This is a genomic window from Virgibacillus ihumii (assembly GCF_902726655.1).
Classification (GTDB): domain Bacteria; phylum Bacillota; class Bacilli; order Bacillales; family Amphibacillaceae; genus Lentibacillus; species Lentibacillus ihumii.
Map to the genome: position 1 here is coordinate 3,285,645 of NZ_CACVAN010000001.1, position 26,596 is coordinate 3,312,240.

25 protein-coding genes and 2 pseudogenes are annotated in these 26,596 nt (G+C 38.3%); 24 read left to right on the forward strand and 3 right to left on the reverse strand.

Annotated features, from left to right (window positions below; all coding sequences use genetic code 11):
- Window positions 1-5: 5 nt before the first annotated feature.
- Entirely contained in the window at window positions 6-1,646 is a 1,641-nt protein-coding gene (gene groL / locus HUX68_RS16225; protein ID WP_174615773.1) for a chaperonin GroEL, read from the forward strand.
- A gap of 438 nt (window positions 1,647-2,084) precedes the next feature.
- Here the strand turns inward: groL and HUX68_RS16230 are convergent, their stop codons facing one another.
- Together HUX68_RS16230 and HUX68_RS16235 are read right to left on the reverse strand one after the other, a co-directional pair.
- Window positions 2,085-3,323 carry an IS256 family transposase gene (locus HUX68_RS16230; protein WP_425509501.1) on the reverse strand — a complete coding sequence of 413 codons (1,239 nt, stop codon included), beginning with the start codon at window positions 3,321-3,323 and terminating at the stop codon, window positions 2,085-2,087.
- A 109-nt stretch (window positions 3,324-3,432) separates the two neighbouring features.
- A complete protein-coding gene (locus tag HUX68_RS16235; RefSeq protein ID WP_174615774.1) occupies window positions 3,433-5,040 on the reverse strand; it encodes a BCCT family transporter in 1,608 nt (535 codons plus the stop codon).
- Between the two features lie 411 nt (window positions 5,041-5,451).
- Between HUX68_RS16235 and HUX68_RS16240 the strand changes: the two genes are divergently transcribed.
- The 17 genes from HUX68_RS16240 (at window position 5,452) to HUX68_RS16320 (ending at window position 20,449) form a co-directional block, all read left to right on the forward strand.
- Window positions 5,452-6,843 (forward strand): sodium:solute symporter family protein, encoded by a 1,392-nt coding sequence (locus HUX68_RS16240; protein WP_174615775.1) that lies wholly within the window; start codon window positions 5,452-5,454, stop codon window positions 6,841-6,843.
- Between the two features lie 433 nt (window positions 6,844-7,276).
- Window positions 7,277-7,597 (forward strand): ArsR/SmtB family transcription factor, encoded by a 321-nt coding sequence (locus HUX68_RS16245; RefSeq protein ID WP_174615776.1) that lies wholly within the window; start codon window positions 7,277-7,279, stop codon window positions 7,595-7,597.
- Window positions 7,598-7,688: 91 nt separating this feature from the next.
- A complete protein-coding gene (locus HUX68_RS16250; RefSeq protein ID WP_174615777.1) occupies window positions 7,689-8,282 on the forward strand; it encodes a YdeI/OmpD-associated family protein in 594 nt (197 codons plus the stop codon).
- Window positions 8,283-8,314: 32 nt separating this feature from the next.
- A complete protein-coding gene (locus tag HUX68_RS16255; RefSeq protein WP_174615778.1) occupies window positions 8,315-8,710 on the forward strand; it encodes an SRPBCC family protein in 396 nt (131 codons plus the stop codon).
- Window positions 8,711-8,834: 124 nt separating this feature from the next.
- Window positions 8,835-9,542, forward strand: coding sequence for an FAD-dependent oxidoreductase (locus HUX68_RS16260; protein WP_174615779.1), 708 nt, complete (start codon window positions 8,835-8,837; stop codon window positions 9,540-9,542).
- Between the two features lie 425 nt (window positions 9,543-9,967).
- Window positions 9,968-10,438 carry a SipW-dependent-type signal peptide-containing protein gene (locus HUX68_RS16265; protein ID WP_174615780.1) on the forward strand — a complete coding sequence of 157 codons (471 nt, stop codon included), beginning with the start codon at window positions 9,968-9,970 and terminating at the stop codon, window positions 10,436-10,438.
- A complete protein-coding gene (sipW, locus tag HUX68_RS16270) occupies window positions 10,435-11,013 on the forward strand; it encodes a signal peptidase I SipW (protein WP_246206707.1) in 579 nt (192 codons plus the stop codon). The genes HUX68_RS16265 and sipW overlap by 4 nt, the downstream gene beginning before the upstream one ends.
- Window positions 11,014-11,082: 69 nt before the next feature.
- A complete protein-coding gene (locus HUX68_RS16275) occupies window positions 11,083-11,688 on the forward strand; it encodes a TasA family protein (protein WP_174615781.1) in 606 nt (201 codons plus the stop codon).
- Between the two features lie 250 nt (window positions 11,689-11,938).
- The gene (locus HUX68_RS16280; RefSeq protein ID WP_174615782.1) at window positions 11,939-12,307 is read left to right on the forward strand and encodes a DUF1801 domain-containing protein; all 369 of its coding nucleotides are present in this window, start codon (window positions 11,939-11,941) and stop codon (window positions 12,305-12,307) included.
- Between the two features lie 124 nt (window positions 12,308-12,431).
- Window positions 12,432-12,611, forward strand: a complete 180-nt coding sequence (locus HUX68_RS16285) for a hypothetical protein (RefSeq protein WP_174615783.1) — start codon at window positions 12,432-12,434, stop codon at window positions 12,609-12,611.
- A 271-nt stretch (window positions 12,612-12,882) separates the two neighbouring features.
- A complete protein-coding gene (locus HUX68_RS16290) occupies window positions 12,883-13,614 on the forward strand; it encodes a hypothetical protein (protein WP_174615784.1) in 732 nt (243 codons plus the stop codon).
- Window positions 13,615-13,723: 109 nt separating this feature from the next.
- Window positions 13,724-15,532 (forward strand): M3 family oligoendopeptidase, encoded by a 1,809-nt coding sequence (locus HUX68_RS16295; RefSeq protein WP_174615785.1) that lies wholly within the window; start codon window positions 13,724-13,726, stop codon window positions 15,530-15,532.
- A 179-nt stretch (window positions 15,533-15,711) separates the two neighbouring features.
- Window positions 15,712-16,026, forward strand: a complete 315-nt coding sequence (locus HUX68_RS16300; RefSeq protein WP_174615786.1) for an ArsR/SmtB family transcription factor — start codon at window positions 15,712-15,714, stop codon at window positions 16,024-16,026.
- Between the two features lie 115 nt (window positions 16,027-16,141).
- Window positions 16,142-16,717, forward strand: a complete 576-nt coding sequence (locus HUX68_RS16305; protein WP_174615787.1) for an NAD(P)H oxidoreductase — start codon at window positions 16,142-16,144, stop codon at window positions 16,715-16,717.
- A gap of 101 nt (window positions 16,718-16,818) precedes the next feature.
- Entirely contained in the window at window positions 16,819-17,052 is a 234-nt protein-coding gene (locus HUX68_RS16310) for a DUF3951 domain-containing protein (protein ID WP_174615788.1), read from the forward strand.
- A 744-nt stretch (window positions 17,053-17,796) separates the two neighbouring features.
- Window positions 17,797-19,605 carry a group II intron reverse transcriptase/maturase gene (ltrA, locus tag HUX68_RS16315; RefSeq protein ID WP_174615789.1) on the forward strand — a complete coding sequence of 603 codons (1,809 nt, stop codon included), beginning with the start codon at window positions 17,797-17,799 and terminating at the stop codon, window positions 19,603-19,605.
- Between the two features lie 331 nt (window positions 19,606-19,936).
- Window positions 19,937-20,449, forward strand: coding sequence for a type 1 glutamine amidotransferase domain-containing protein (locus HUX68_RS16320; protein WP_010530576.1), 513 nt, complete (start codon window positions 19,937-19,939; stop codon window positions 20,447-20,449).
- Between the two features lie 324 nt (window positions 20,450-20,773).
- On the opposite strand, the gene HUX68_RS16325 is transcribed toward HUX68_RS16320, so the two are convergent.
- Window positions 20,774-21,220 carry a MarR family winged helix-turn-helix transcriptional regulator gene (locus HUX68_RS16325; RefSeq protein ID WP_174615790.1) on the reverse strand — a complete coding sequence of 149 codons (447 nt, stop codon included), beginning with the start codon at window positions 21,218-21,220 and terminating at the stop codon, window positions 20,774-20,776.
- Window positions 21,221-21,366: 146 nt separating this feature from the next.
- On the opposite strand from HUX68_RS16325, the gene HUX68_RS16330 reads away from it, so the two are divergent.
- The 6 genes and pseudogenes from HUX68_RS16330 (at window position 21,367) to HUX68_RS16355 (ending at window position 26,191) form a co-directional block, all read left to right on the forward strand.
- Window positions 21,367-21,795, forward strand: a complete 429-nt coding sequence (locus tag HUX68_RS16330; RefSeq protein WP_174615791.1) for an organic hydroperoxide resistance protein — start codon at window positions 21,367-21,369, stop codon at window positions 21,793-21,795.
- Window positions 21,795-22,820, forward strand: coding sequence for an NADP-dependent oxidoreductase (locus HUX68_RS16335; protein WP_174615792.1), 1,026 nt, complete (start codon window positions 21,795-21,797; stop codon window positions 22,818-22,820). The genes HUX68_RS16330 and HUX68_RS16335 overlap by 1 nt, the downstream gene beginning before the upstream one ends.
- 42 nt (window positions 22,821-22,862) lie before the next feature.
- Window positions 22,863-23,792 carry an NADP-dependent oxidoreductase gene (locus HUX68_RS16340; RefSeq protein ID WP_174615793.1) on the forward strand — a complete coding sequence of 310 codons (930 nt, stop codon included), beginning with the start codon at window positions 22,863-22,865 and terminating at the stop codon, window positions 23,790-23,792.
- A 47-nt stretch (window positions 23,793-23,839) separates the two neighbouring features.
- Window positions 23,840-24,109: pseudogene (locus tag HUX68_RS16345) on the forward strand (aldehyde dehydrogenase family protein); the annotation flags it as partial.
- Window positions 24,110-24,307: 198 nt separating this feature from the next.
- Entirely contained in the window at window positions 24,308-24,946 is a 639-nt protein-coding gene (locus tag HUX68_RS16350) for an SDR family oxidoreductase (protein ID WP_174615794.1), read from the forward strand.
- Window positions 24,947-25,070: 124 nt separating this feature from the next.
- Window positions 25,071-26,191, forward strand: a pseudogene (locus tag HUX68_RS16355) (NADH-dependent flavin oxidoreductase).
- The last annotated feature ends 405 nt before the right edge of the window (window positions 26,192-26,596 follow it).

A 26,596-nucleotide genomic window follows, 5' to 3' on the forward strand; every position in this document is an offset into this window, starting at 1 on the left:
TTCATATGGCTAAAGAAATTAAATTTAGTGAAGATGGCCGCCGCGCAATGCTTCGTGGTGTGGATACACTTGCAAATGCTGTAAAAGTAACGTTGGGACCAAAAGGCCGCAATGTTGTACTTGATAAAAAGTTCGGCTCACCACTCATCACAAATGATGGTGTGACAATTGCCAAGGAAATCGAACTGGAAGACCATTTCGAAAACATGGGTGCCCAGCTTGTATCTGAAGTGGCATCCAAAACAAATGACGTTGCAGGTGACGGTACTACAACAGCAACCGTTTTGGCACAATCCATGATTACAGAAGGATTGAAAAACGTTACATCCGGGGCTAACCCAGTAGGTATTCGCCGTGGAATCGAAAAAGCAGTTGAAGCAGCTGTAAAAGAATTGCAAACTATTTCAGAACCAATCGAAAGCAAAGAATCCATTGCACAGGTTGCATCTGTTTCCTCCGGTGACGATGAGGTAGGAAGCCTGATTTCAGAAGCAATGGAACGCGTTGGCAATGACGGTGTTATCACAATTGAAGAATCAAAAGGCTTCAACACGGAATTGGAAGTTGTTGAAGGTATGCAATTTGACCGTGGCTATGCTTCTCCATATATGGTTACTGACCAGGATAAAATGGAAGCAGAACTTGAAGATCCATACATTCTGATTACCGATAAAAAAATCAACAACATCCAGGAAGTACTGCCTGTATTGGAACAAGTTGTTCAGCAAGGCAAACCACTTCTTCTAATCGCTGAAGATGTTGAAGGCGAAGCGCTTGCAACACTTGTACTGAACAAACTGCGTGGAACATTTAACGCAGTAACCGTTAAAGCACCTGGATTTGGTGATCGTCGTAAAGCAATGCTGGAAGATATCGCTGTATTGACCGGTGCAGAAGTAATCACGGAAGATCTTGGACTGGATCTGAAGAGCGCTACAATGGAACAACTTGGCCGCGCAAACAAAGTAGTTGTTACAAAAGATAACACTACAATCGTCGAAGGTTCAGGCAACCCTGAAGCAATTTCTCAGCGCGTAACGCAAATCCGTTCCCAAGCTGAAGAAACAACTTCTGAATTTGATAAAGAAAAACTGCAGGAGCGTCTTGCTAAACTGGCAGGCGGCGTAGCAGTCATCAAAGTTGGTGCTGCAACTGAAACAGAATTAAAAGAGCGCAAACTACGCATTGAAGACGCACTGAACTCAACTCGTGCTGCAGTTGAAGAAGGTATCGTTTCCGGTGGTGGTACGGCATTTGTTAACGTACTAAACAAAATCGGTGAATTGAAACTTGACGGTGACGAATCCACAGGTGCAGCAATCGTGCTTCGCGCATTGGAAGAGCCGGTACGTCAAATCGCTCACAACGCTGGTCTTGAAGGTTCCATCATTGTTGAACGTCTGAAAGGCGAAAAAGTCGGTGTTGGTTTCAACGCTGCAGCAGGCGAATTTGAAAACATGGTTAAAGCAGGTATCATTGACCCAACAAAAGTTACCCGCTATGCCCTGCAAAACGCAGCATCTGTAGCAGCAATGTTCCTGACTACAGAAGCAGTCGTAGCAGACCTTCCTGAAGAAGAAGGCGGCGCTGCAGGCGGCGGCATGCCAGACATGGGTGGCATGGGCGGAATGGGCGGCATGATGTAAGCATGCTCTCATGCCTGTGATGACAGGATTTTGCATCTACGCAAAACTTAAAATGTTACAAGTAAGTAGAATGTAGTTTTAAATTTAATAGAGAAAGACGTTTTCGTAAAAGTGTTTCATTTTTGCGGAAGCGTCTTTTTTAGTGACATGTTTATTTGAGAATTGGGCCAGATTGTTGCAAAAGACCGGCGTAGATTATCTGATTTTTATATTAAGGTTTTTAACTGTAAGCCTGTATTGCCCGAAAGAGACCTTTCAGGTAAATGGTAGAAAGGGATACTAATATAGATTCAATATTATCCCGAAAATCCTGGGAAGCAGCAATCAAATATTAGTTCTTAAGGTTTGGACATGAAAAGCCCCCTTCGTATATTGAAGGATGGGGGCTTAATTTTGCTATTGTGTTGGGTTTGTCAAATAAAGTGTGTAAGTCATAACTTACTCAAGATATTTTAAGACCCTGTCTTTGAAATGATCATGTACAAGAAGCTGGTTCATAACCATAGCCCAGTTCCGGAGATGTCCGCCATCCCATTTGTCTTCCAGTTCCCGAATTCGTAAAAACAATAGTTTTAACAGGGCATTCTCGTTGGGGAATGCTCCTTTTTTCGTTACTTTTCGAAAGCTGGAGTGGATACTTTCTACGGCGTTTGTAGTATACATGACTTTGCGTATGGCACTTCCATAATCATAAAGCTGTTCAACATGATTAAAATTTCGTATCCAAACATCAATCGCCCCCGGATAGGCAGCCCATTGTTGTTTAAAGGATTCAAAGGCACTGTGACAAGCTTTTAAACTTGGTGCACCATATACCTTTCTTAATGCTTGAGTAAATGGCTTATAATCCTTGCTTGGAACGTATTTTACAGAATTACGTATCAGGTGAACCATGCAGCGTTGAACGACAACGTTTGGAAAAATGGCTTGTGCTCCTTCCTCCAATCCACTGACACCATCCATGGAAATAAAGAAAATGTCCTCCACTCCTCTGGCTTTGATTTCATCAAAAATCTGCATCCACTTATGCTTGCTTTCTGTTTCATTTAGCCATAGCCCAAGTATTTCTTTTGTTCCCTCCATGGTGTAGCCAAGAATCGTATAGACGGCATATTTCTTTGTCTCATATTGGTTCCGGATAGTCGTATACATGCAGTCCACAAATACGAAAGCATAACAGTTACTTAAAGGCCTCGCCTGCCATTCTTCCAAATCAGGTAATACACTGTCTGTAATGTCCGAAACCATGTCATGGGAAACCGAAAAACCATAGATATCTTCCACCGTGGAGGAGATATCACGTTGGGACATTCCACGGGCATACATGGCTATCACCTTGCTTTCAATAGCCGAAACATCCTTTTTCCGTTTAGGGATAAGTTTTGGATTAAATGACCCGTCACGATCCCGAGGGACTTGAATATCCAATGCACCTGAACTGGTATGAATGTTTTTCTTACCATATCCATTCCGCCTGTTCTCTGTGTCCTTTTCGGCTTTATCATTCGATTCATACCCCAAATGATGATTCATCTCTCCCTTTAACATAGATTCAAACATGGGTCCAAATATATCTTTTAGGGCGTCCTGCATATCTTCAACGGACTTTGGCTGGTATTCTTCAATAATCTTGTTCGCTAATTCTTCGGAGTAAGGATTTCTTTTCGGCTTTGCCATAAAAATCACTCCTCTAGTCTAGTAATTCTATTTTACCAAATAAAAAAACTGTGTGAGTAAGAACCGTACGCATTCCTACTTACACAGTTAATATTACACTCCCATTGTGTTATTTATTTTTCTTCCTATTTCTTTCTGATTTGATATCTACGTCTGTTCCAAATTCAGTCTGTAGGTTTTTCTCTGTTTGTTTTCGTCTCTTTTTCTCTCGGATCTTCTCTAATTTCTTTTCCAGTCTTTTTTCTTCAACGTTTTCTTCGCCTAACACCTTTAACATAGATAAACTCATGAAAAGCAAGATGACCGTTAATGGTAGCGCACTCACAATGATAGCTGTTTGCAGTCCGCTCAAACCACCTCTTCCCATTAAAATTAGAGCAGATGCAGCCAGGAAGGCTCCCCAGCTTATTTTGACGAAATTGGGGGGATGTAGACTGCCGTTTGTTGTTTGCATGCCCAACACGAAGGTAGCGGAATCAGCTGATGTGATAAAAAATGTTGAGATCAGGAACAAGGAAATAGCGGATAAAATATTGCTCCATGGCATCTGATTAAAAGTTGCAAATAACGCGGTTTCCAGACTTTTATCCGCAATATTTGTCCCACTGTACAAATCAAAATAAATAGCCGTGCCACCGAAAACACCAAACCAAAGAATACAGACAGCAGTCGGCACAAGCATCACGACAACAATAAACTCTCGAATCGTTCGTCCTTTTGATATACGGGCAATAAAGGTCCCGACAAACGGAGCCCAAGCAATCCACCAGGCAAAGAAGAAGATTGTCCAATTTTGGACCCATGATGCATTTTCCGGATTAAATGGGGGCATTCGAAAGGACATTATCGGTAAATTTTGCAGATATCCTCCAATCGTTGTCATCAATATACTAATGACAAATTGTATCGGCCCAAGTATTAGGAAGAGAATGAACAACACTACCGCAAGCCCCATATTGATATTGCTCAAATACTTGATCCCCTTGTTAATGCCTGTACTTGCTGAAATAATAAATAATGCTGTTGTGATTAAGATGATAATAACCTGTATCCAGAAGGCATTTGGAATTCCTGTTAAATAAGCAAGTCCACCGTTAATCTGTGCCGCGCCGAGACCGAGTGAAGCTGCCACTCCAAAAACCGTAGCAAATACAGCAATGATGTCAACGGTAATGCCAATTGGCCCTTTTATTTTTTCGCCAAGGATAGGGTACAATGTGGCGCTCATTAAACCAGGGGCGTCTTTCCTGAATTTAAAGTAAGCCAAAGCCAATGCCACGACAGAATAAATAGCCCAGGCATGAATCCCCCAATTTAAATAAGTAAAACGAAGAGCGACCTTTGCTGCTTCTGTTGTTCCACCTTGTCCAAAAGGGGGGGTGGTCATGTGTGCAATCGGCTCGGAAACTCCATAAAATAGCAAACCAATGCCCATCCCAGCACTAAATAGCATCGCAATCCAGGAAGCACGGCTATATTCAGGTTTATCCTCGTCATGACCTAACTTCACTCTACCGTATTTACTGAAAATCAAATAAATCGCGAATATTAAAAAGAAAAAAGCCGATAAAAGATAAAACCAACCGAACTTTTCCATTAAAAAGGCCTTTGAACTTTCCATGACAGTAGTGATATTTTCAGGAAAAACGACACCCCAGATTACAAAAATAACAGCGATAAACATACCTATCCAATAAACGAAAGTAACCTTTTTCATATGGACCTCCTTTCAATAAACTTAGCGTTTCCGAAATAGGTAAATAATATTTATTTTTTAATTGTCCACCAGGAAATTATCACTAGCGTTACATAAAAAAATAAATAGTTGTGTCAAACAATTGATTTTTGGGCCAAACCTATTGACATAATTTTCAGGTATGGAAATACTTAAAAACGTTTCTATTGCTTAGAACAACCTCCTGTCATTTATGTTCATTTTCCATATTACGATTGGGCGCCTATCCGGAATAAAGAGACGCTCTTTGTTTCGTTAGTTGGGCCAGGTTCTGGATTATGTGTTTTTAACTCTGTAAAATAACATTTCTGCATATTTCAGTCTGAGAAGGTTGAGGTATGAATATATTTTATTTGGTAAAAGCTAACCAAAAGAAAAAATGGAGGAATATTAGTGGAAATTACACATAATCCAACATTATTATGGTTTGTTGCGGGATATGGCATAATCATGGTGATCTTGGGTATTTATTATTCAAAGAAGGTTTCTAATAGCGAAGATTTCATCCTGGCAGGAAAAGGACTTGGAACGATTGTCTTAACCGGTACATTACTTGCTACATGGACTGGCAGTGGAAGTGTTTCAGGCGGTGAAACTTCGATGGCGTATTCATATGGAATTATTCCAGCTTTAATGATGATGATTCCAACCTTAGTAGGTATCGGGATCTTATATTTAATTGCCCCTAAAATACGGGAGTTTGGGAAATATACAGTTTCGGGTATTCTTGAAGCAAAATATGGGTCGACTGCACGTATTATTGCAAGCGTAATTATTATTTTAGCCTTTGTAGGAATTGTCTCCTATCAAATGAAGGGAATCGGTTTTATTTTAAACCTAACCACAGGAATGTCTGTTGGAATGGGCACCATCATCGGTACAATATTAATTATATTTTTGGCAACGATTGGTGGTTTAAAGTCTGTTGCACCGACTGATGCATTGAGTGCATTTTTAGCGATTGCTGCATTATTTATAACCCTTCCAACGATTTTTGTGATTGCAGGTGGATGGAATGAAGTAACAGCAAATGTACCAGCTGAACATTTAACAGCAACGAGTACGTTAAGCAATGTACAATTGTTAGGTTTTTTGTTACCGTCGTTGTTTTTACTTTTAGGTGATCAAAATATGTATCAACGGCTTGCTTCGTCTAAAGGCGACAAGTCATCTAAAAGGGCACAAATCGGTTGGCTGATAGGGATGGTTCTTATTTCACCTGCCATATCATTTATTGCTTTTGCATCCAGCTCGATGTTTCCAGATATTGCTCCTGGAATGGCTCTAATGGCAACAACAGTTGTCATGCCTACAATTGTCGGTGGTGTTCTACTTGCTGCTGCGACAGCATTTATTGTAACAACAGGGAATTCTTACTTATTATCGGCTGCAACAAATGTGACGTATGATATAGTCAATAAACTTATTAAAAGGGATGCGACAGATAAGCAATTATTGTATATAACAAAAATATTTATTGTGATTTTAGGTGCATTATCGTATGTGTTAATAAGCTTTTTCCCAACGGTTTTGTCAGTTCAAATGTATGCATATACTGTTTATGGAGCGGGGTTAACACCAGCGCTATTGGCCGTTTTTTTCTGGGAACGCGTCAATGCGGTTGGTGGTATTTCATCCATGATTGCAGGTGTCATAACTACATTGATTTGGGAGATTGTACTAGCAAAACCGTTTGAATTAAACAGTGTAATTGTAGCACTCCCTGTAGCGGTTCTTGTGTTAATCGTTGTAACAATGATGACAACTGATAAAGCAAGCAAGTGACAATGCAACAAAGATTAATGATATAGCTTCTAAATGGTCTGGATCATATTAACTTTATTATTGGATTTATTATAGGCTTAAGCATTTAATGAACCATTAGAAAATGAATTGGAAAAACCGATTGTCAACCCAGTCGTATTTTCGTTTGGGGTCATTGTTTTGCTATTTTAACATAAGAATCACCGCATTTTTTTCATTATATCAGATTGCTGGTGTAATTATAATAGGGGTCAATTATAGCTTTTGGATTACACGATGCTTTATTTGGTTAGTAATAATGAACGCATTAGGAACAACAAGTGCAGCCATTATGAGTCCTTGTGTTGTAACCATAAGACATAGGCTTAGCCCTAACCGTTGACTAGACACTTAATGGTGTCATATAATAAAAGACACTAATAGGTGTCTTATTTTTAATGAAGGAGAGAAAATCTTGGAAAATACTGACCAAAAGCAGGATGTTTTTGTAGCGATTGCAGATTCAAAAAGACGAAAAATAATACATTTGTTGGCAAGTACTAAAGAACTGCCTCTACATGAATTAACCTCTCATTTTCAAATGGGCCGTACTGCTGTCTCAAAGCATTTGGCTATCTTAAAAGAAGCAGATTTAGTAACCAATCGTAAAATAGGCAGAGAAACAAGATACCGACTAAATGCAGCTCCCTTAAAAGAGGTGAAAGATTGGTTATCTTTTTATGAGAAGTTTTGGAATGAAAAAGCGTTATTACTAAAGAATATATTGGAGGAGTAGATAATAACAGGATTACCACAGGGTATTTCAAAAATAATGAAATTAAGGTTGATTTATTCTTGAATGTGACTTCGAAGGAAGGTGTTTCAGAATGACAAATAGTGCAGCAAGTCAAAAGGTAGAGGAATTTTTAAGAAAAGAGGAAAAGTGGAAGAGTGAATTTGAAAAGTTAAGACAAATAGTTTTAGATTGCGGGCTAACAGAAGATTTTAAGTGGATGCACCCGTGTTATACGTTAGATGGAAAGAATATTGTTTTAATTCACGGCTTTAAAAAATATTGTGCTCTTTTGTTTCACAAAGGTGTCTTGTTAAAGGATCCTAATAATATACTTATTCAACAAACGGAGAATACGCAGTCCGCACGCCAAATCAGGTTCACCAATGTTCAAGAAATAATGGACAAGGAAAACATCTTAAAAACCTATATACAAAATGCTATTGAAGTAGAAAAATCCGGGTTGGAAGTAGAATTCAAAAAAACCTCTGAATATACCGTTCCTGAAGAATTACAAGCTAAATTCGATGAAATGCCTGCATTGAAAACAGCATTTGACTCGCTGACACCCGGACGACAAAGAGCATATCTTTTTTATTTTTCAGGAGCCAAACAATCCAAAACCCGAAGTTCAAGAGTTGAAAAATATATGCAGAAAATTTTGGATGGAAAAGGCTTAAATGATTAGAATTTTATATATCATGTATGGAGGAATAGATAATGGCAGATATATCATTGGATTTTCAATTTAAGTGTGCAATTAATAAAGTATGGGAAGCCTTAACAAATTCAGATACGCTTGCACAATGGGTAATGGAAAATGATTTTAAACCCGTTGTCGGATACAAATGTCAGTTTCGTAATGAGGAAATAGATTTAATTGTAGATAGTGAAGTATTAGTAGTGGACGAGCCTCATAAGTTATCATACACATGGGTAGGTGGACCGATAGAAACTATTGTCACATGGACATTGAAGGAAGAGGGTGGAATAACCTATTTACACCTCGACCATACAGGCTTTGACAAAGAAGATCGAGCTTTCAACGGTGCGAAATATGGTTGGAAGTATAAGATTGAAGAACTTAAAAAAATGATAGTCGAAATAGAAGAGTAACTCTTTTGAAACATGAATTTTAATATGTATGGCAAGTCGAACTGTCAATATGTAAGAAATAAAAAATTAGAATAGCCCTTAGAAAGTATGATTGGGTTTCTAATTAGGCAAAAGGAGCGGTAAAATGAGTTTATTTCAGGATGCATTATCCATGTTTAAGAAAAAAGATTTATTATTCATAGAAAGCTACAAAGAATCAGAGGGTGTTTATACCTTCCTATTTGAAAAAGAGAACGATTTAAGTTGGATAGCTGGGCAACATGGTTTGTTTACGATAACTCATAAGAAAATAAAAAATAAAACTCGCCCATTTACTATCGCATCTGCTCCCACTGAGAATGTAGTCAGAATAACGACACGTATTAGTGAAAATCCAAGTGAATTCAAAAAAGCGATGCTGGAACTGAAACAGGGAATGAAAATAAACCTGACTGGGCCTATAGGGTCATTTAATCTAAAAGATGACAATCCATCCCTTCTCATCGCAGGCGGAATTGGCATCACACCATTTAGATCAATTTTAAAACAAATAGAGTCAGATGGAAATGGCATCGAGAGGCCAATACGTCTACTCTATTTGGATAGCAATAAGTCATTTATTTTTAAAGATGAACTTGATGTGATTGCTTACAATACTTCAATCAGTGTTAATTATTTGGATTCGAGGGATGATTTATATCAGGAGATAGATAGGTTCACCACCTTGAATAAGGGGGATGGCAAGTACTTTATTGCAGGACCAAAGCCAATGGTGAAGTCGATATTTGACTTTTTAAAAAGTAAACATATTCCAACCAAGAATATCAACAAGGATGTCTTTGATGGGTGTTAGTCTTATGCGAATAAAAAGACACCTTCGTAGAATCTGTTAACTTTTACGAAGACGTCCTTTTTTATTTTATTTATATGTGTTATTAAATCTATAAAACAGCTAGATGCTGCAAGATCTGTTTATTCGTTCTAGAATTCGACGTTTGCGATACAGCATTATTCAGTTTCAGCCACACTTACTTTTGGGATTTATAGTAGGTACTTAAGGCTTTTCACACTCCGCATACAGAGTCACATTTTGCAAAAAGATGCTACTATTTACCCATTTTGTAATTTTTTGAAATAAAATAAAAGGAATTTGTAATAAAACGACGAATACTGTTAAGAGGAACTACTGAATCATTCTCTATGCCTGCAATAAGGGAGGTATCAATAACGATTAAAAATAAGCGTTTAAAAACTTTTATACATAAGCACTGGCTTTCGATGTTTTGTCTGCAATTAGGCATTATCCTTTTTATTACACTGATTTGTTTCATAAATATAACGACTCCAACTAATGCTTACTTCACTGACACAGTAGAAGCATCTGGTACGATTACGATGGGAACATGGGAAATGGAGAAGGAGAACCCGGATCCAGTCAAACAAGATAGGCAAAAAACAACCGATAAAGAAACGAAGCAGACAATTACTGAGGAAAAGGATAACCCAAAAAACAATGAACAAACAAAGACGAAAAAAGTCAAACAAGATGAAACAGAGAAAACGGAGGACCAGACAGCTTCCGTGGAAAAAGAAACTGCAAAAAAAGACCCTGATGCAAAAGAATCTATTAATACTGAATCAGACAATAATAATCAGTCTGCAGAAAAGAAACAGGATGAAAAGGACCGGGAAAAATTAAATGAAAATGAAGATAAAAAGCAATTGCGTAAAAGTGAGGGTGAAAATTGACATTTCATACACTGAAAAAATGGTTGAGTGGTGCAGTGACCGCTTTTTTATTTATCATATTAATTTTTATGGTTTTAATTGTTATTTCATCAAAAGCCTCTGGTGGTGAACCTAGCATTTTTGGTTATCAATTTAAGACAGTTTTATCAGGTTCGATGGAACCAACTTTTCAAACCGGATCAATTATTGCAGTTCAAGCCGTTAATAATGCATCCAAATTAAAAAAAGGTGACGTGATTACTTATAAAATAGACAAAACAACAACTGTCACGCACCGTATCCATGAAGTTAAGGGTACGGGTAACCAAACAAAATATATTACAAAGGGAGACAATAATGACAATCGTGATTTTAAACCAGTTCTCCCTGAGAATGTTGAAGCTGTTTATACAGGATTTACGGTTCCATTTGTTGGCTATTTTATGCACTTTGCGCAGTCGAAAGAGGGCACCGCACTATTGGTGATCCTGCCGGGCGTTTTGCTGCTTATCTATTCTGTCATCATGATTTGGAAGTCTTTTAAAGAAATAGACAGGCATAAGAAAAAGGAAGAAGTATCATCAACTGATGCTTGATATCCCCGTATGGGGTTCAAAATATTAAATATTACCTGTTCCAGGAATAGGTAGGGGAAGGGGAAAGAAATGGGAATTAAAAAGAAATTAGGTTTAGGCATTGCATCAGCAGCGCTTGGACTATCATTAGTAGGAGGTGGAACATACGCTTACTTCAGTGATCAAGTAGTAACTAATAATACCTTTGCTGCTGGGACTTTGGATCTTTCTGCAAATAAATCAACGATTATTAATTTGGATAACATGAAGCCTGGCGACAAAGTGGTACGGGAGTTTCAACTAAATAATATAGGTAACCTTGATATGAGTGAAATCATCTTGAATACGGCATATACAGTAACAGATGTAAATGGGGATAATACTGGTGACTTTGGCGAACAAATTGAATTGAATTTCCTCATTAATGATACGAAGGGGTATACAGTTGTCTTTGAAACCACATTGGCGGAACTTAAAGAAAATCCGCTTAGTCTTGTAGAAGCAAATGTTCTTGATCCAGAAGCTGATGGTCATGGGGCTGGATTAAAAGCAGGAGATTCAAACTTGTTTGCTGTTCAATTTGAATTTGTGGACAGTGGTGAGCCACAAAATCAATATCAGGGGGACTCCATCAATCTGAAGTGGAAATTTAATGCGAAGCAAGGAGAGGGCGATACAAGTTTACCTAATGGGTAACTTCTAGTATTAAAAAGTCTTAATAGGTTTTTTGTAATGTAATTTTTAAGAAAAGTAGATTGATATATCAGGAATATTATGGTTTGGTGATATCCCCTATGTGTGATTTCATACTTTGAGATACCGTCAGTGAATCAAAGGGCAATCTGATTTGTTCAGTATTGTCCTTTTTAATTTATAATAAAATGGAATGTTTGTTATTGGAACCTAAAGTAGTATGAATACAAACCCTTATGAAAAGGAGAGTTTTATGGATAATAAGAAAAGGAAAATTGAAGAGGTTGACCAGTTTATTTCAGGTTTGCCGAAAGATATTCAAGACATTACAACTGCTTTAAGGAAAATCATTATTGAATCTTCGCAAGAACTAACTGAAGAGTATAAATGGTCGATGCCCAATTATTCATATAATGGTTTAGTTTGTTATCTGCAGCCTTCCAAAAAACACGTTAATCTCGGTTTTCATAAAGGAAACAAACTCCAAGAAAAAGATACAACTAAATTATTGCAGGGTACAGGAAAGGCAATGAGACATATAAAAATAAAAAAGGTGGAAGAAATTCATCCAGAGGCCATCACCTCGCTCATTATAGAGGCCATGTTATTAAATGATGATTAACGCAATAAAGAGAATAACGGATATGGGGATCATATGGTGGGATAAGGAATTGTTTTAATAAATATTTGATGCGAGGGATGAAACAGTGCAGATTCGCGAGATACAAGACAAGGACAATCAAACGATGGAACAAATTATTCAGCGGTCATTGGAATCATTTAACTTAAACATTCCAGGAACAGCCTATTTTGACCCACAACTGGGCAATCTTGCGCAATTTTATAAAGAAACATTACATGCAAAGTATTGGGTTGCAGTGAATGAACAAGGAGAAGTGGTAGGTGTGGTTTTAAATAAGGTTTGATAATTTATAATAAAGATTGATCATTTTGAATAAAGTCCGATAATTTATAATAAAGTTTGATACAATTACGTACGTTGAAAATCGGGATTGTAACAATTCCACAATCGGGCCATTTTGTTGAATAAAAAAATACCTATTTTAAGGGTACTGGAAATAAAGTATATGAAGGGTTGTTCTTTAACTAACTGGCAGACTAGTTGAAAAATTACTAATGATGTTACTTGCTATGGTTCGTAAAATTAGTGCATAACCAAATTAAGGAGAACTGTTTATGAATGAAAAAGAATTTTTTAAACCTTTTAGAAAATATGATTTAGATTATAAAAGACTGAAGAGGTGGTACCTAGCCACTTTGTATTCTTATGATTCAACTGCGGAAATTATCAACCAAAATATACCCGATAAAAAGAAGGTGAACAAAATATATTATAAAGATTCTCACCTTATTGAAAACACTCCTTTTACACTTGAAAAAAAATATAAAAAGAACTATGTTAATTTTTTGGAAGAAATGACTTTAATTAGAGTTATTTCCATACTAGAAAATTTTTTGGTGGATGTAATTAAAACTTCTTTTTACCATGATAAAACATGTTTTTATGAACCTAAGCAAACTATTGAATTTCAGGTTTCTGAATTTTTGTCTAAAGATATGAAAGAGTTAGAAGAAAAATTCATAGAAGGGAAAGTACAGAACCTTCATCGTCAAGGTTTTAATGATGTTAAAAAGTATTATAAGAAAACCTTTAATATAGATTTTAATGATTTTAAAACCTCCATTGATTCTAACAACTATAATATTAAAGATATTAATAAGCTCCATGATATTCGCCATTTACTAGTTCATAGGCTAGGAAGGACAGATGAGAAATTTAATAAAGAATACGGTTATATTGGAAAACTTATTAATTTATCTGAAGAAGATGTACTCCATTATTTACAAATGATAAATGATTTTGTCGAATTTTTAAAAAATAACTTCTCCAAAAAATGGTTTCTATAATTGGCCCTTCTGAGCATATTAAATAGCAGTAAGGAGGTTGAAGGATAGATGAATATCTGTCACAATATAATCGAACAATTATTCGGTTATATGAGTGGGGGAGTTTAGGGTGAAAGATATTAGGTATCGCAAAATTTGGGACTTAGATACGTTATTCCCAGGAGGAAGTGAATCGCATCAATTAAGTAAACACATAGAAGGCTTAGTAGGAATGGTTAGCGAATTTAAAAGTAAGGCAGATTGTTTTCATACTCCACAAGACGTTGGCGATTCAATAAAGGTTGCAGAGTTAATTGACTATATCAGTACCATTACAACTCATCTATCGGAAGCCAATTCCTTTACCACATGTTTGCTAGCCCAAAACCCGAAGGATCAGAAAGCCTCATCACTCCAAGGTCAGATAGAATCTGTTAGAGCTAGTTTTGAATCCGTTGTACAAAAAACACAAAGTACCCTGGTAAATACAGAGAGGAATTTGTGGGAAGCACTGTTAGATACTGATGTATTATGCAACTATGAATTCAAATTAAATGAATGGCGGGAAAAAGGGCAATTGCAATTACCTGATAATGAAGAGAAATTAGTGACTGATTTAATGGTTGATGGTTACCATGCCTGGCGTTCATTATACAATGCACTTATGGGTGATATAATAGTGCATGTTCCAATCAACGGTAAAATAAGTGAATTGTCAATGGGGCAGGCGATGAATTTAAGGTCACACCCTAATGTAGAGGTGCGTAAAGAGTCGCATAAGGCGTTAGAAGACGTTTGGATGCAGAAAGAGGAATTGGTTGCAAAAGTCCTTAACCATATAGCCGGCTTCCGTTTGCAAGTACATAAACATAAAGGCATTGAAAATGTTTTAAAAGAGCCGTTATTGGATAACCACATGCAAGAAGAAACCCTGAATGCAATGTGGAGAGCAGTTAGCAAATATAAGGAACCATTTATAGGTTATCTTAATAAGAAGGCTGAAATACTTGGTGAACCAAGGCTTAACTCCTATAACTTTTGGGCACCCATTACAGAAAGTAAACAACAAATGAACTATAATGAGGCCATTAATTTTGTGATTGAACACCTTGGTCGATTTGGACCAGAAATGGAAAAGTTCTCTCGACAAGCTTTCGAAAAGGGGTGGGTGGAATCGGAAGACCGCCCAAATAAATCCGCAATTCCATTTTGTGCAGGGTTTCCTCTTTCTGGACAATCAAGAGTATTCATGACTTATGGTGGTACGATAAAAGATGTACTAACTATAGTGCATGAACTGGGACATGCTTTCCATAATGATGCCATGAAATCTGTTGAAGGGATAAACAAACAATATCCGTTGAGTATAGCAGAAACAGCTTCGACTTTTTCGGAAATGGTAATGCTGGATGCCGCAATAGAAAAGACAAGTTCTAATAAAGAGCGACTATTATTGTTAGATGAAAAGTTAAAACGCAGTGTGATGAACTTTATGAATATCCACTCCAGGTTTTTGTTTGAGAAAAACTTTTACGAGGAACGAAAAGAAGGAATTGTTTCATCATCACGTCTAAATGAACTAATGCAAGAAGCAATAAATGAAGGATATAAGGGATCTATTGACACCATTCCAATTCGTTCGTGGGTTTGGACACCACATTATTATATTACTAAATCCCCATTTTACAATTTTCCATATACATTCGGGTACTTGTTTGCGCTTAGTATATATGAAAAGGCCAAAGTGGAAGGGAAAAAGTTTGAAACAAAATATCTCGCTATACTCCGAGATTCAGGCAGTATGACAGTGGAAGATCTAGTAATGAAACATTTAAGGGAAGATATTACATCTGAGGCGTTTTGGGAGAAAGGGCTTAAAATGTGTATTGGAGATGCAGAGGAATTTATACAGTTATCTGAATATGATGAATTAAACTAAGACAATGGCTGCTTTTTATTTTAAAATCATCACAACATTCTTCCGTTATACCAGCTAATAGCAGAAAATGGTTTATACAATCATCGGGTGCTTTCCTTGAATAAGGATGAGCGTCCATCTTTCGTAATAATATATTTTTTCACATTGACATATCGAAAAAAGACGATTAATATAAAAGTATGATGCATATTGATATTTTTAAAGCTTTATCCAATGAAACTCGCTTAGAGATATTGAGATGGTTGAAAGAACCAAAACAACACTTTGATAATCCTCCTGGCAAGGATCCGGAGAATATTGATGAGAAAGGCGGTGTCTGTGTAGGTGTTATTCAAAAGAAAGCACAATTGTCACAATCAACGACATCTCAATATTTATCTATGATGCAAAAGGCAGGTCTATTGAAAGCTGAACGCAAAGGGAAATGGACCTACTACCGAAGAAATGAAAAAACGATTCAGGATGTATCCGAATACATAAAAGAGGAGCTATAAGTCCTTTTTTTGTTTATTCATATCGGGATATTCCGATATGATGTTATATTGTTTGGATTAGTTCTATTTATCAATAAATTAACCAAAATACTAAAAGAAAGAAGGGAAAATAATAATGAAGGTACTGACAGTTATTACTCATGCAAGAGAAAATTCTTTGACTTTTAAAGTCTCGGAACGTTTTGTTCAGGGGCTTAAGGATGCAGGTCACGAAACAGAGATATTAGATTTATATCGCAGCGGTTTTAGTCCTGTACTATGGGAAGAGGATGAACCCGAATGGTCAGCTGATCGGCAACAATATTCTCCTGAGGTAGAAAGGGAAATGGAACGGATGCAAAGAAACGATGCGTTGGCTTTCGTATTTCCCCTTTGGTGGTGGAGCATGCCCGCCATGTTAAAGGGATATATAGACCGTGTATGGAATTGGGGGTTTGCTTATGGTCCAAGTAAACTTGACCATCACAAAGTATTGTGGCTTAGCTTGGCTGGTGCTCCGGTTGAACGTTTTGAAAAGAGACATTACGATGAGATGATGACACGTTACTTCAATGTTGGATTGGCTGATTATTGTGGAATCCCGAATTCGCAGTTTGAACTTTTATATGAGACCATAAATGAAAAGCCAGGATATATGGAGAAATGGTTAAATCGGGCGTATAATCTAGGCCTGAATTATGATCAAAAATAAATTTTAATCAATCTTCCTCAAACGGGCGCTGTTCCGGAATAAATTAGTTCATCGGTCGAGCCATAATAAACGATTAAAACAGTAAAGGGAGGTGGGGTTAGATGAATATTATTCCGGTTCTTTTATTTATCGCAGTATCATTTATCCTCATTTTAATGATTTTTATTGCTTGTAAAATCATTATTACAGGCAAAACTCCAAGAAGTTATTACACCCCGCTGGAAGCAATATACGGACAAGGTAAAGAATTTCAAGAAGAAGTGCAACAAGAGGAACAAGAGGATGAGGATGAAAAAGGTGATGATAAAAATAAAAATAACAAATACCCTCAATGATTATAAAACGCCTTAAAATTGTTCCGGAATCGGGCGCGCGCGACAAGTTCTGCTATAAGCGCTTTATAGCGTGAAATGCAGAGAATTTATCTTGATAAATTCTAACTTTACAACGGAGGATAGGAATGATGAGACCAGGTTTTCTGAAACTATCCCATCAATATTCCTGCGTGCGTCATGAATGACAGTTCATGGGGTACGAAGCACAGGTAGAGTCGGCAGAAGGAAGTCTAAAGCCATTTCAATTGGAAAAGGTATGTTAACTGATATGCCGGATGGCTGAAAAAGTAGACACGGTGAGAATGTTCCACTAGAAGCGAACTGACAAACTTCCGAATGTAAGGGTCTAAAGATTCAACATAGTGTAAAGCTATGTCTCAACTAACGTTGAGGCGAGTGGTGTAGAGTAAAACTGCGCCCTCTGAAATACGCTATACCGAACAATGGCGGTATCATGCTCGCAGGCTTAAAGGAAGCACCTACGTCTAAAATGGATAGCTACGTTGTAAGGCACTTGGGAAGTAAGGAACGTTGAAAGAAGGACTGTCATCTGAAACGTTTGTAATAAGGGGAAAGCCGAAATACATTTATCCTTGCGAAGGTAGGGGTACGACTGATGAATCTCTGTAATGGGAGTGGAGGAACAGCCCCAAGTCTAGCGAATTAGAACGATTATTTTCTTCATGTGAATGACACCGATCGGGTAGGAATGTGGGAACATCACTCTTTGGGAGGGATGCCACAGTGTCAACTTTGAGATATTGGGATTACTACAATATGACGGAAACCTTTACGGATTTACACAAGAGGGCTAGTAACAACGATTCATTTAACCATTTATATGAAATGATTACATCACGAGAGAATATTTTACTAGCTTATCGGATGGTCAAATCTAATAAAGGTTCGAAAACATCTGGCACAAATGGAAAAACCATCAAAGATATCAAAAGGCTTACGGAAAATGAATTAGTGAAAGTAATTCAAACAAAACTAAAAAACTATCATCCTAAGAAGGTCAGAAGAAAATGGATTGAAAAGGAAAACGGCAAATTAAGACCACTTGGCATTCCATGTATTCTTGATCGTATCATTCAACAGTGTTTTAAACATGTTCTTGAGCCAATTGCTGAAGCCCACTTTTATAAACATAGCTATGGATTTAGACCGTTACGGTCTACTCATAACGCTATGGCAAGAATACAATACTTAATCAATCACTCGCAGCTTCATTATGTTGTGGACGTTGATATCAAGAGCTTTTTCGATAATGTTAATCATACACTTCTCATCAAACAGTTATGGAATTTAGGTATCCATGATAGAAAAGTATTAGCTTGTATATCTAAAATGCTCAAAGCTGAAATTGATAAAGAAGGAGTGCCTTCTAAGGGTGTACCCCAGGGAGGTATTTTGTCGACGATATTATCGAATGTTGTATTAAATGATTTAGACCAGTGGGTTGCAGGTCAGTGGGAGTTTTTCCCCCTCTCGAAAAACTATAAATCAAAAGTGGGAGAAAGACAGGCGAAGAAACGTACAAACCTTAAAGAAGGTTACCTCGTCCGCTATGCGGACGATTTTAAAATTCTCTGTCGAGATGGAAAAACAGCCCAAAAGTGGTACCATGCAGTTAGATTATATATTAAAGAACGTTTAAAACTGGATATCTCACCAGAAAAGTCGCAGATTGCGAATTTGCGAAAAAGAGAATCCGAATTCTTAGGGTTTACCATTAAAGCAAATGTAAAGAAGGATAAAAGGGTTGCCCATACAGGCATCAAACGTAAGAAAAGGGAGAAACTTAAAGAACAAGCCAAAAGGCACATCCGAAGGATGAAAGACTCCCCTACAGCCCAAAATGCTTTGCGCTTTAACAGTTTTGTTTTAGGTATTCACAATTATTTTAACAGAGCCACACATGTCAATCCAGAATTCTCACGTCTTGCCTATGATCTAAAAGCCTTTCTGTACAACCGTCTTCGTACTGTTGGGGAATACGGACATCCAATCAATCCTACTTCAACTTATAAGAAGTTTTATAGTAAAGGGTTTAAAACGTTCAAAATTGCCACTGTACACCTGTTTCCTATAGGAAACGTCAAAACAGTAAATGCCATGAACTTTAGTCCATCATTATCTCTTTTTACAGAAGAAGGCAGGAAGAAAATTTACGATAAATTAAAGCCAAATATTAAATTTGAAATCAGCGTGTTAATGAAGGCAAACCTTCCAGATAGAACAGTTGAATACATGGATAATCGCATTAGTCGTTTCAGTATGAAAATGGGGAAATGCGAAATCACAGGTTGGGATTTAACTGCTTATGAAGTTCACTGTCATCATTATACACCCAAACATCTTGGGGGAACGGATAGGTTCAACAATCTTCGTATCCTTCATAAGGACATACATCGGCTTGTACATCGTAAAGATAACGAAATAATTGCATCCGAAATACAGAAATTCGGATTGAATAACTCAATAATAAAGAAACTAAATCAATTCCGAATGGAATGCGGGCTGGAAAAGGTAGAATTATCTCACGTCTAAAAGTAACGAAGAACTTATAATCAATTATACATCGGTAGATGGAGCGCCGGATGCTGGGAAACTGGCACGTCCTTGGTGTGGAGCAGGGGAAAAGCTGGAGATAACCTCAAAGGCTTACCTATTGCTAACAGTTGGGGAATAAAGACCAGCGCCCAAATGCCATTGTAGTGCACGTTTATGTAACACGATAAGGTAGAAGGGAACAAGTGCCTGTCAGTTAGAGCATCGTTATTTGGTTCGTGTATAATACGGTTCATGAGCATACTGCTTAATAAAGTTATGGGCAGTCTGCTAGAATATATTCGAGAATGATAAAGGGAGGAAGTGCTATATGAGTCGACACATTGCAGTCCTTGTAACAGACATGGTAGAAGAAATTGAATTAACTGATCCTGTGAAAGCTTACAAAGAAGCTGGGCATACGGTAGATATTATCAGTAATGAAGCAAAAAAAACCATCAATGGCAAAAATGGGGACGAAATACAAGCAGATAGAGGCATAGATGAAGTAAATGCAAACGATTATGATGCATTACTCGTACCTGGCGGGTTTTCTCCTGACTTACTACGTATTAATCCGAAGAATAGTGAGTTTGCGAAAACATTTTTCCAAGATAATAAACCCATATTTTCAATTTGCCATGGTCCACAGTTTCTCGTTAATACAGACCAACTAAAAGGTAGAGAGCTAACAAGCTTTGTTTCCGTAAGAAAAGACTTGGAAAATGCAGGAGCAACTGTAAAAGATGAAGAAGTAATCGTAGATGGAAACCTTGTAACAAGCAGAACACCTGATGATCTTCCTGCATTCAATCGCGAATCTCTAAAGCTTTTAGAAAAATAATTCGTCGATCGTATAGGGGGGCTGTTAATCATGCAGCCTCTCTTTATTTTTTATTTGATAATAGATAAAGCGCTCATGCCCATCTGCCATGATCTTCCTCAAACGGGCGCCTATCTGGAATAAAGAAAATCTTTATTTTCTCCTGTATGTGAGCCAAATAAAGAGGTGAGGGGTTGTCACCTTTTTATTGTTCATTTTGGATTTTTTTCAGGAGCATCAGCCATCCCGGATACAAAAATATTCTAGTAAGCGAAAGACATTTAAACTGTAAAAAGGAAAGAGGGGCCTATTACCTTTTCTTTCCTTTTTGCTGAGGCACATGATCTACTCTGTATTCGCTTGCTGAATTTGCTGTAATAAATTTGTGAAGTCGAAAAGGGTCTTCGAAAATTCCTCTTTACTGAGACCACTCTTTTTAATAAGCTTACCGGGAATCTCCGCTGCCGTTTCCTTTAATTGTTTTCCTTCTTCAGTTAAGGAAATTAATACACGCCTTTCATCATCAGGATCTCGCTTTCGGTATGTTAACGCTCTTTCTGTAAGGCGCTTGAGCACTGGGGAAAGTGTTCCGGAATCGAGAAAAAGACTGTCTCCCAACTCCTTCATTGCACAGGATTCTTTTTCCCACAAAACAAGCATGACAAGATACTGTGTATAAGTTAAATTGAGTTCTTCCAAAAAAGGACGATACAATTTATTTATTTCTCTTGATAATGAATAGATAGAAAAACACAGTTGGTTGTTTAATTTTATTGCTTCATCTTTCTCCATTAACATTCATCCTTTCAGTCCTTCTCTATTTTAAACTATATGGAAGTTCATAAAATGTCAAACTTGTTTTTTGACGAGAAGAACTTTCTATGTTTTAATAGGTCTTGCGCAATTAAATTGTGCGCAATTAAAATGAGGTGATAAACTTGAATGCTTTATATACTGCTTCATCCACTGTCCGAGGTGGACGTAATGGACGTGTGATTTCAGATGATAAGATAATTGATATGCCATTAGTAATGCCTAAATCACTTGGCGGTGCTGGGGGAGAAGGGACCAATCCGGAACAATTATTTTCTGCTGGGTATGCAGCCTGCTTTGACAGTGCGTTGAATCTGGCTTCCAGAAAGCAACGAACTAAAATTGGCGAAACAGAGGTGAAAGCGCAAGTATCAATAGGAAAAGATACCGATGGAGGTTTCGCTCTTACTGTTGCATTGGATGTTAAAATTCCAGGGGTTGAACAAGAAGTAGCTGAACAACTTGTTGAATCCGCCCATCAAATCTGTCCATACTCCAAAGCAACCAGGGATAATATTGCAGTCGACTTGAAGGCTAAAGGGGTGGAAAGATAATGACATTAAAAGAAAAATTGAAAAATAGTCAGATTTTATTGGCAAAGCGCCCAAAAGGGATGCCAACAAAAGAGAATTTTACATTTAAAGACAGTCCTGTACCACAACCGGAAGAAGGAGAGGTTCTTGTTAAAACAATCTATTTATCTGTTGATCCGTATATGAGGGGCAGGATGGATGATGCAAAATCGTATGTGAAACCTTTCGAATTAAATGAGATGATCTGTGGCGGAATTATTGGAGAGGTCGTTTTGTCTGATTCAGATCAGTTAAGCGTCGGTGATAAAGTAGTCGGGACGCTCGGATGGCAGCGATATAACGTTATTCAGGAATCCAAGGTACGTAAAATTGATGAAACAATCGCTCCTCTGACCGCATACCTGAGTGTCCTTGGCTTAACTGGCTTGACTGCTTATTTTGGTCTGCTTGATATTGGTCAGCCAAAAGAAGGGGAAACAGTTGTTGTATCCGGTGCAGCAGGAGCGGTTGGTATGATCGTTGGACAGATTGCCAAAATTAAAGGAGCTCGAGTTGTCGGAATTGCTGGTTCCGATGAAAAGACAACCTATTTAAAGCAGGAACTTGGCTTTGACGAAACGATTAACTATAAAACCTCTCCAAATATGGAACAGGCGCTTGAGAAAGCCTGTCCAAATGGAATAGATATATATTTTGACAATGTCGGCGGACCAATTTCTGACGCAGCGATAAATCTATTAAATGAATTTGCACGCATCCCTCTTTGCGGTGCGATTTCGTCTTATAACCGGACTGACGGTGATCTAGGTCCAAGAATTCAGACAAAACTCATTAAGAGCCGTGGATTGATCAAAGGCTTTATCATTGGTGACTATGCTGACCGTTTCAGTGAAGGTATCCGAGATCTTTCAAGCTGGTTAGCCGAGGGGAAACTGAAATATGAAGAAAATATTGTGGAAGGATTTGAGAACGTACCAGAAGCTTTTCTCGGGTTGTTTAAAGGTGAGAATCTTGGCAAGCAACTTATAAAAGTCGATGGGGAATAACGAATTAGGAATAAGGAAATGCATGATGAAGGAGGACCCAAATTGAAAGCAGTTATTATTGAAAATTACGGCGGGATTGATGAGTTAAAGTATACGGAAATAGACGAACCAAATTTGAAAGACAATGATGTTTTGATTGAGATAGCAGCTACGTCCGTAAACCCTGTTGATTGGAAAATACGTGAGGGGTATCTGAAAGGAATGCTGGATTATAACTTTCCGCTTACTCTCGGTTTGGATGCCGCAGGAACAATAAAAGAGGTAGGAAAAAAAGTGACGAAATTCAGGGTCGGAGACAAGGTATTTACCCGGCCGGATATAACCCGTAATGGAACTTATGCGGAATATGTAGCTGTTGATGAAAACCTTGTTGCAAAAAAACCGGAAAATCTATCTTTTGAAGAAGCTGCATCAATTCCGCTTGTTGGATTAACATCGTGGCAATGTCTTGATGACTTTGCTGACATCAAACAAGATGACAAAGTGTTAATTCACGCTGGGTCAGGGGGAGTTGGAAGTTTTGCCATTCAACTCGCAAAATCCTTGGGTGCCTGGGTGGCAACGACTTGCAGCACGAAAAATGTTGAATTTGTAAAATCGCTGGGGGCAGACAAAGTTATTGATTACCGCAACGAAGATTTCACACAGGTTCTTGCCGATATGGACATTGTGTTTGATACGCTTGGCGGTGACATCCAGACGCAAAGTTATGATGTGTTAAAAGAAGAAGGTGTTCTGGTTTCTATTGCTAGTCAGCCTGATCAGGAATTAGCCCAAACGAAAAAGGTGAAAGCGGGGTATGTTTTCCTTGAACCTGATGGTGAACAGCTTGCCAAGATTGGGGAAATGACTGAACAAGGAAAGATCCGCGCAAATGTAGGGACAGTTATGAAACTTGAGGAGATTCAAGAAGCCCACCGATTAAGTGAAACACATCATGCCAAAGGAAAAATTGTCCTCCGTGTGGGGTAAGGGAAGTGGACAGATTTTACAAACGACTTTTTTCAGAGTAAAGGAGTGACATCGCCAACGATTCACCGTATGGCTTAGGCGGAGCCGTCCATTCTTATTCCTTAGAACATGGGGTAAACATCGCTAGAAGACTTCATACCGGTATGGTTCATGTCAATGATCAATCCATTAATGACGAGTCCCACGTCCCGTTTGGCGGGGAAAAAGAATCAGGCCTTGGTCGATTTAATGGGGACTGGGTTCTTGACGAATTCACAACAGTACAATGGGTATCTGTCCAACACGAAAGACGCGATTATGGTCCTTATTTTAATTAAGGGCTAGCTTGGTAAAATAGAACAAAAGTTCAATACTGCATCCATACTTGATGAATTCGGTATTGATAGCATATAAAAGATTGCTTAATGGAATTGATTCGATTGTTTAATCCTTTTAGAGAAGACAAATTTAAATATTAGGGATGAAAAGTAATCATCAGTTAAAGCTGTGAAATTATTAGATGAGGAGCTGTTTGCATGAAAGTATTAGTGATCGGTGCATATGGACAAATTGGACAACATATTTTATCTGTCCTGGACAAGAGCGAACATCAAGCGAAGGCGATGATTCGCAACGAAAATCAGGCGAATGAACTAGAACATTTAGGGGCGGAGATTGTTGTTGCTGATTTAGAACAGGATTTTTCTTATGCTTTTGAAGGTTGCGATGCGGTGATTTTTACCGCTGGTTCCGGTGGCCATACCGGTCCAGAAAAAACGGAATTGGTAGATCGCCAAGGTGCTATGAAGGCAGTGAATGAGGCAGAAAATAATCATGTAAAGCGTTTTATCATGGTCAGTTCGATGAATGCTGATACCCCTGATAATGGTCCGGAGTCCATGAAATATTATTTCAAAGCAAAAGGCGATGCGGACAAAAAACTGCAATCCAGCCATTTGAATTATACCATTCTCCGTCCCGGAAGGTTATTAAACGAACCTGACAATGGGACCATTACCGCAGCGGAACATATCGAAGACCGTTCCAATGGCATTCCGCGTGCTGATGTAGCGCAGGTTGCTGTCACTTCATTAAATACAGAAAATACATCTCATCGGGTGTTTGAAATTCTCTCAGGCGATGTTCCGATTGAAGGGGCGCTAAGGAATGTCTGAGGAATTTGCGAGTAATGAAAGTATTTATATGATATGCGATTGGTTGTTTTTATTATAGGAAGGTACATTTATTTTTGTAAAATAATCTTTTTTAAGGTGAAGTTATAAAGGGGAGGCAAAAACGTTGAATGAAAAATACCAGCCATTATTTGAATCCTTTTCTTTTCCGAATGGTACCCGATTGAAGAATCGTGTGGTCATGGCCCCCATGACTAACTGGTCCTCAAATTCGGACGGAACGGTTTCTGATGATGAAGTGAAATATTATAAACGTCGTTCAAAAGGGGTCAGCATGGTCGTCACAGCCTGTGCCAATGTGACAGCAGGCGGCAAAGGCTTCTCCGGCGAAATTGGCGTGCACAATGATGATATGATCCCGGGATTAAGAAGGTTGGCGACAACGATTCAAGATCAAGGCGCCAAAGCGGTCTTGCAAATTTATCATGGCGGACGGTTGTGTCCACCGGATTTAGTCCCAAATGGGGACATTGTCAGTGCTAGTGCAGTTCCGGCAGGAGAGAACGAACGGATTCCCCGTGTATTAGAGGATGGCGAAATTAAGGAAATCATTCATGCGTATGGGAAGGCGCCCGTCGAGCCATTCAAGCCGGATTCGATGGGGTTGAAATCCATGGAGCGAATGGATACCTGATCCATCAGTTCTTTTCTCCTCATTCAAATCATCGTGACGACCACTGGGGTGGAAGCCTGAAAAAACGAATGAACTTTCCACGGGCTGTCATCAATGAGATCCAGAAAACCGTGGGTGACCACGCAAAAGATCCATTCATCGTGGGGCACCGGCTTTCTCCTGAAGAACCCCAAACTCCGGGTATTACAATGGCGGACACGTTGAAATTCGTCGATGTGTTATCCGATCAGGAACTGGATTACATTCACGTTTCACAAATGAATTTTTGGTCCCGTCCTAGACGAGGCGTGGAAGATACACGTTCACGTATAGAAATCATCCAAGATCGTGTAGGGAACAAAGTCCCTGTTGTCGGAGTAGGCTCCATCTACTCAGCCAAGGATGCCCGATCCGCAATCCAAAGCGATGTACCTTTGCTAGCTTTAGGACGCGAACTTATTATAGATCCCGACTGGGTAGGCAAAATCGAACAAGGAAAGGCTTCCGACATTGAGACCATTTTAGATACAAATGGTCAGGTTCGGCTGGTCGTACCGAATCCTCTTTGGAAAGCGATTATCCACACCCCTGGATGGTTCCCTGGTGTCTATTAACAGATTTAAATCCTTTCTTCAAAAAGCCACCTATAAAAAGGTGGCTTTTCATAAGATTGATTCCAATAATAATGGTTACGGACTTCTTAAAAACCTTTCATAACGCCATTATACTCACAAACTGTATATTTTACTGGTATTCTTGTAGATCCCCTATCCAGTTCTTCAGCCTTTCAAGATATCCTTCGACATACCTTCTCTCGAAGAGTGGCTTCATGCCTTCGTTCTGCCGAATCAACTGGCTTCATACCTCAAGAATAGATGCACTCAGGATTGTTAACGAGATGAATTCGGGAAACGTGGCTCCGTCATTTCCACCCTCCGTTGTAAAGTTGGAATTCATTTGAAAATTTCCAGCATTTCGCGCTTCAAAGTGTTTATAGCAGAACTTGTCGCGTCGCCCGT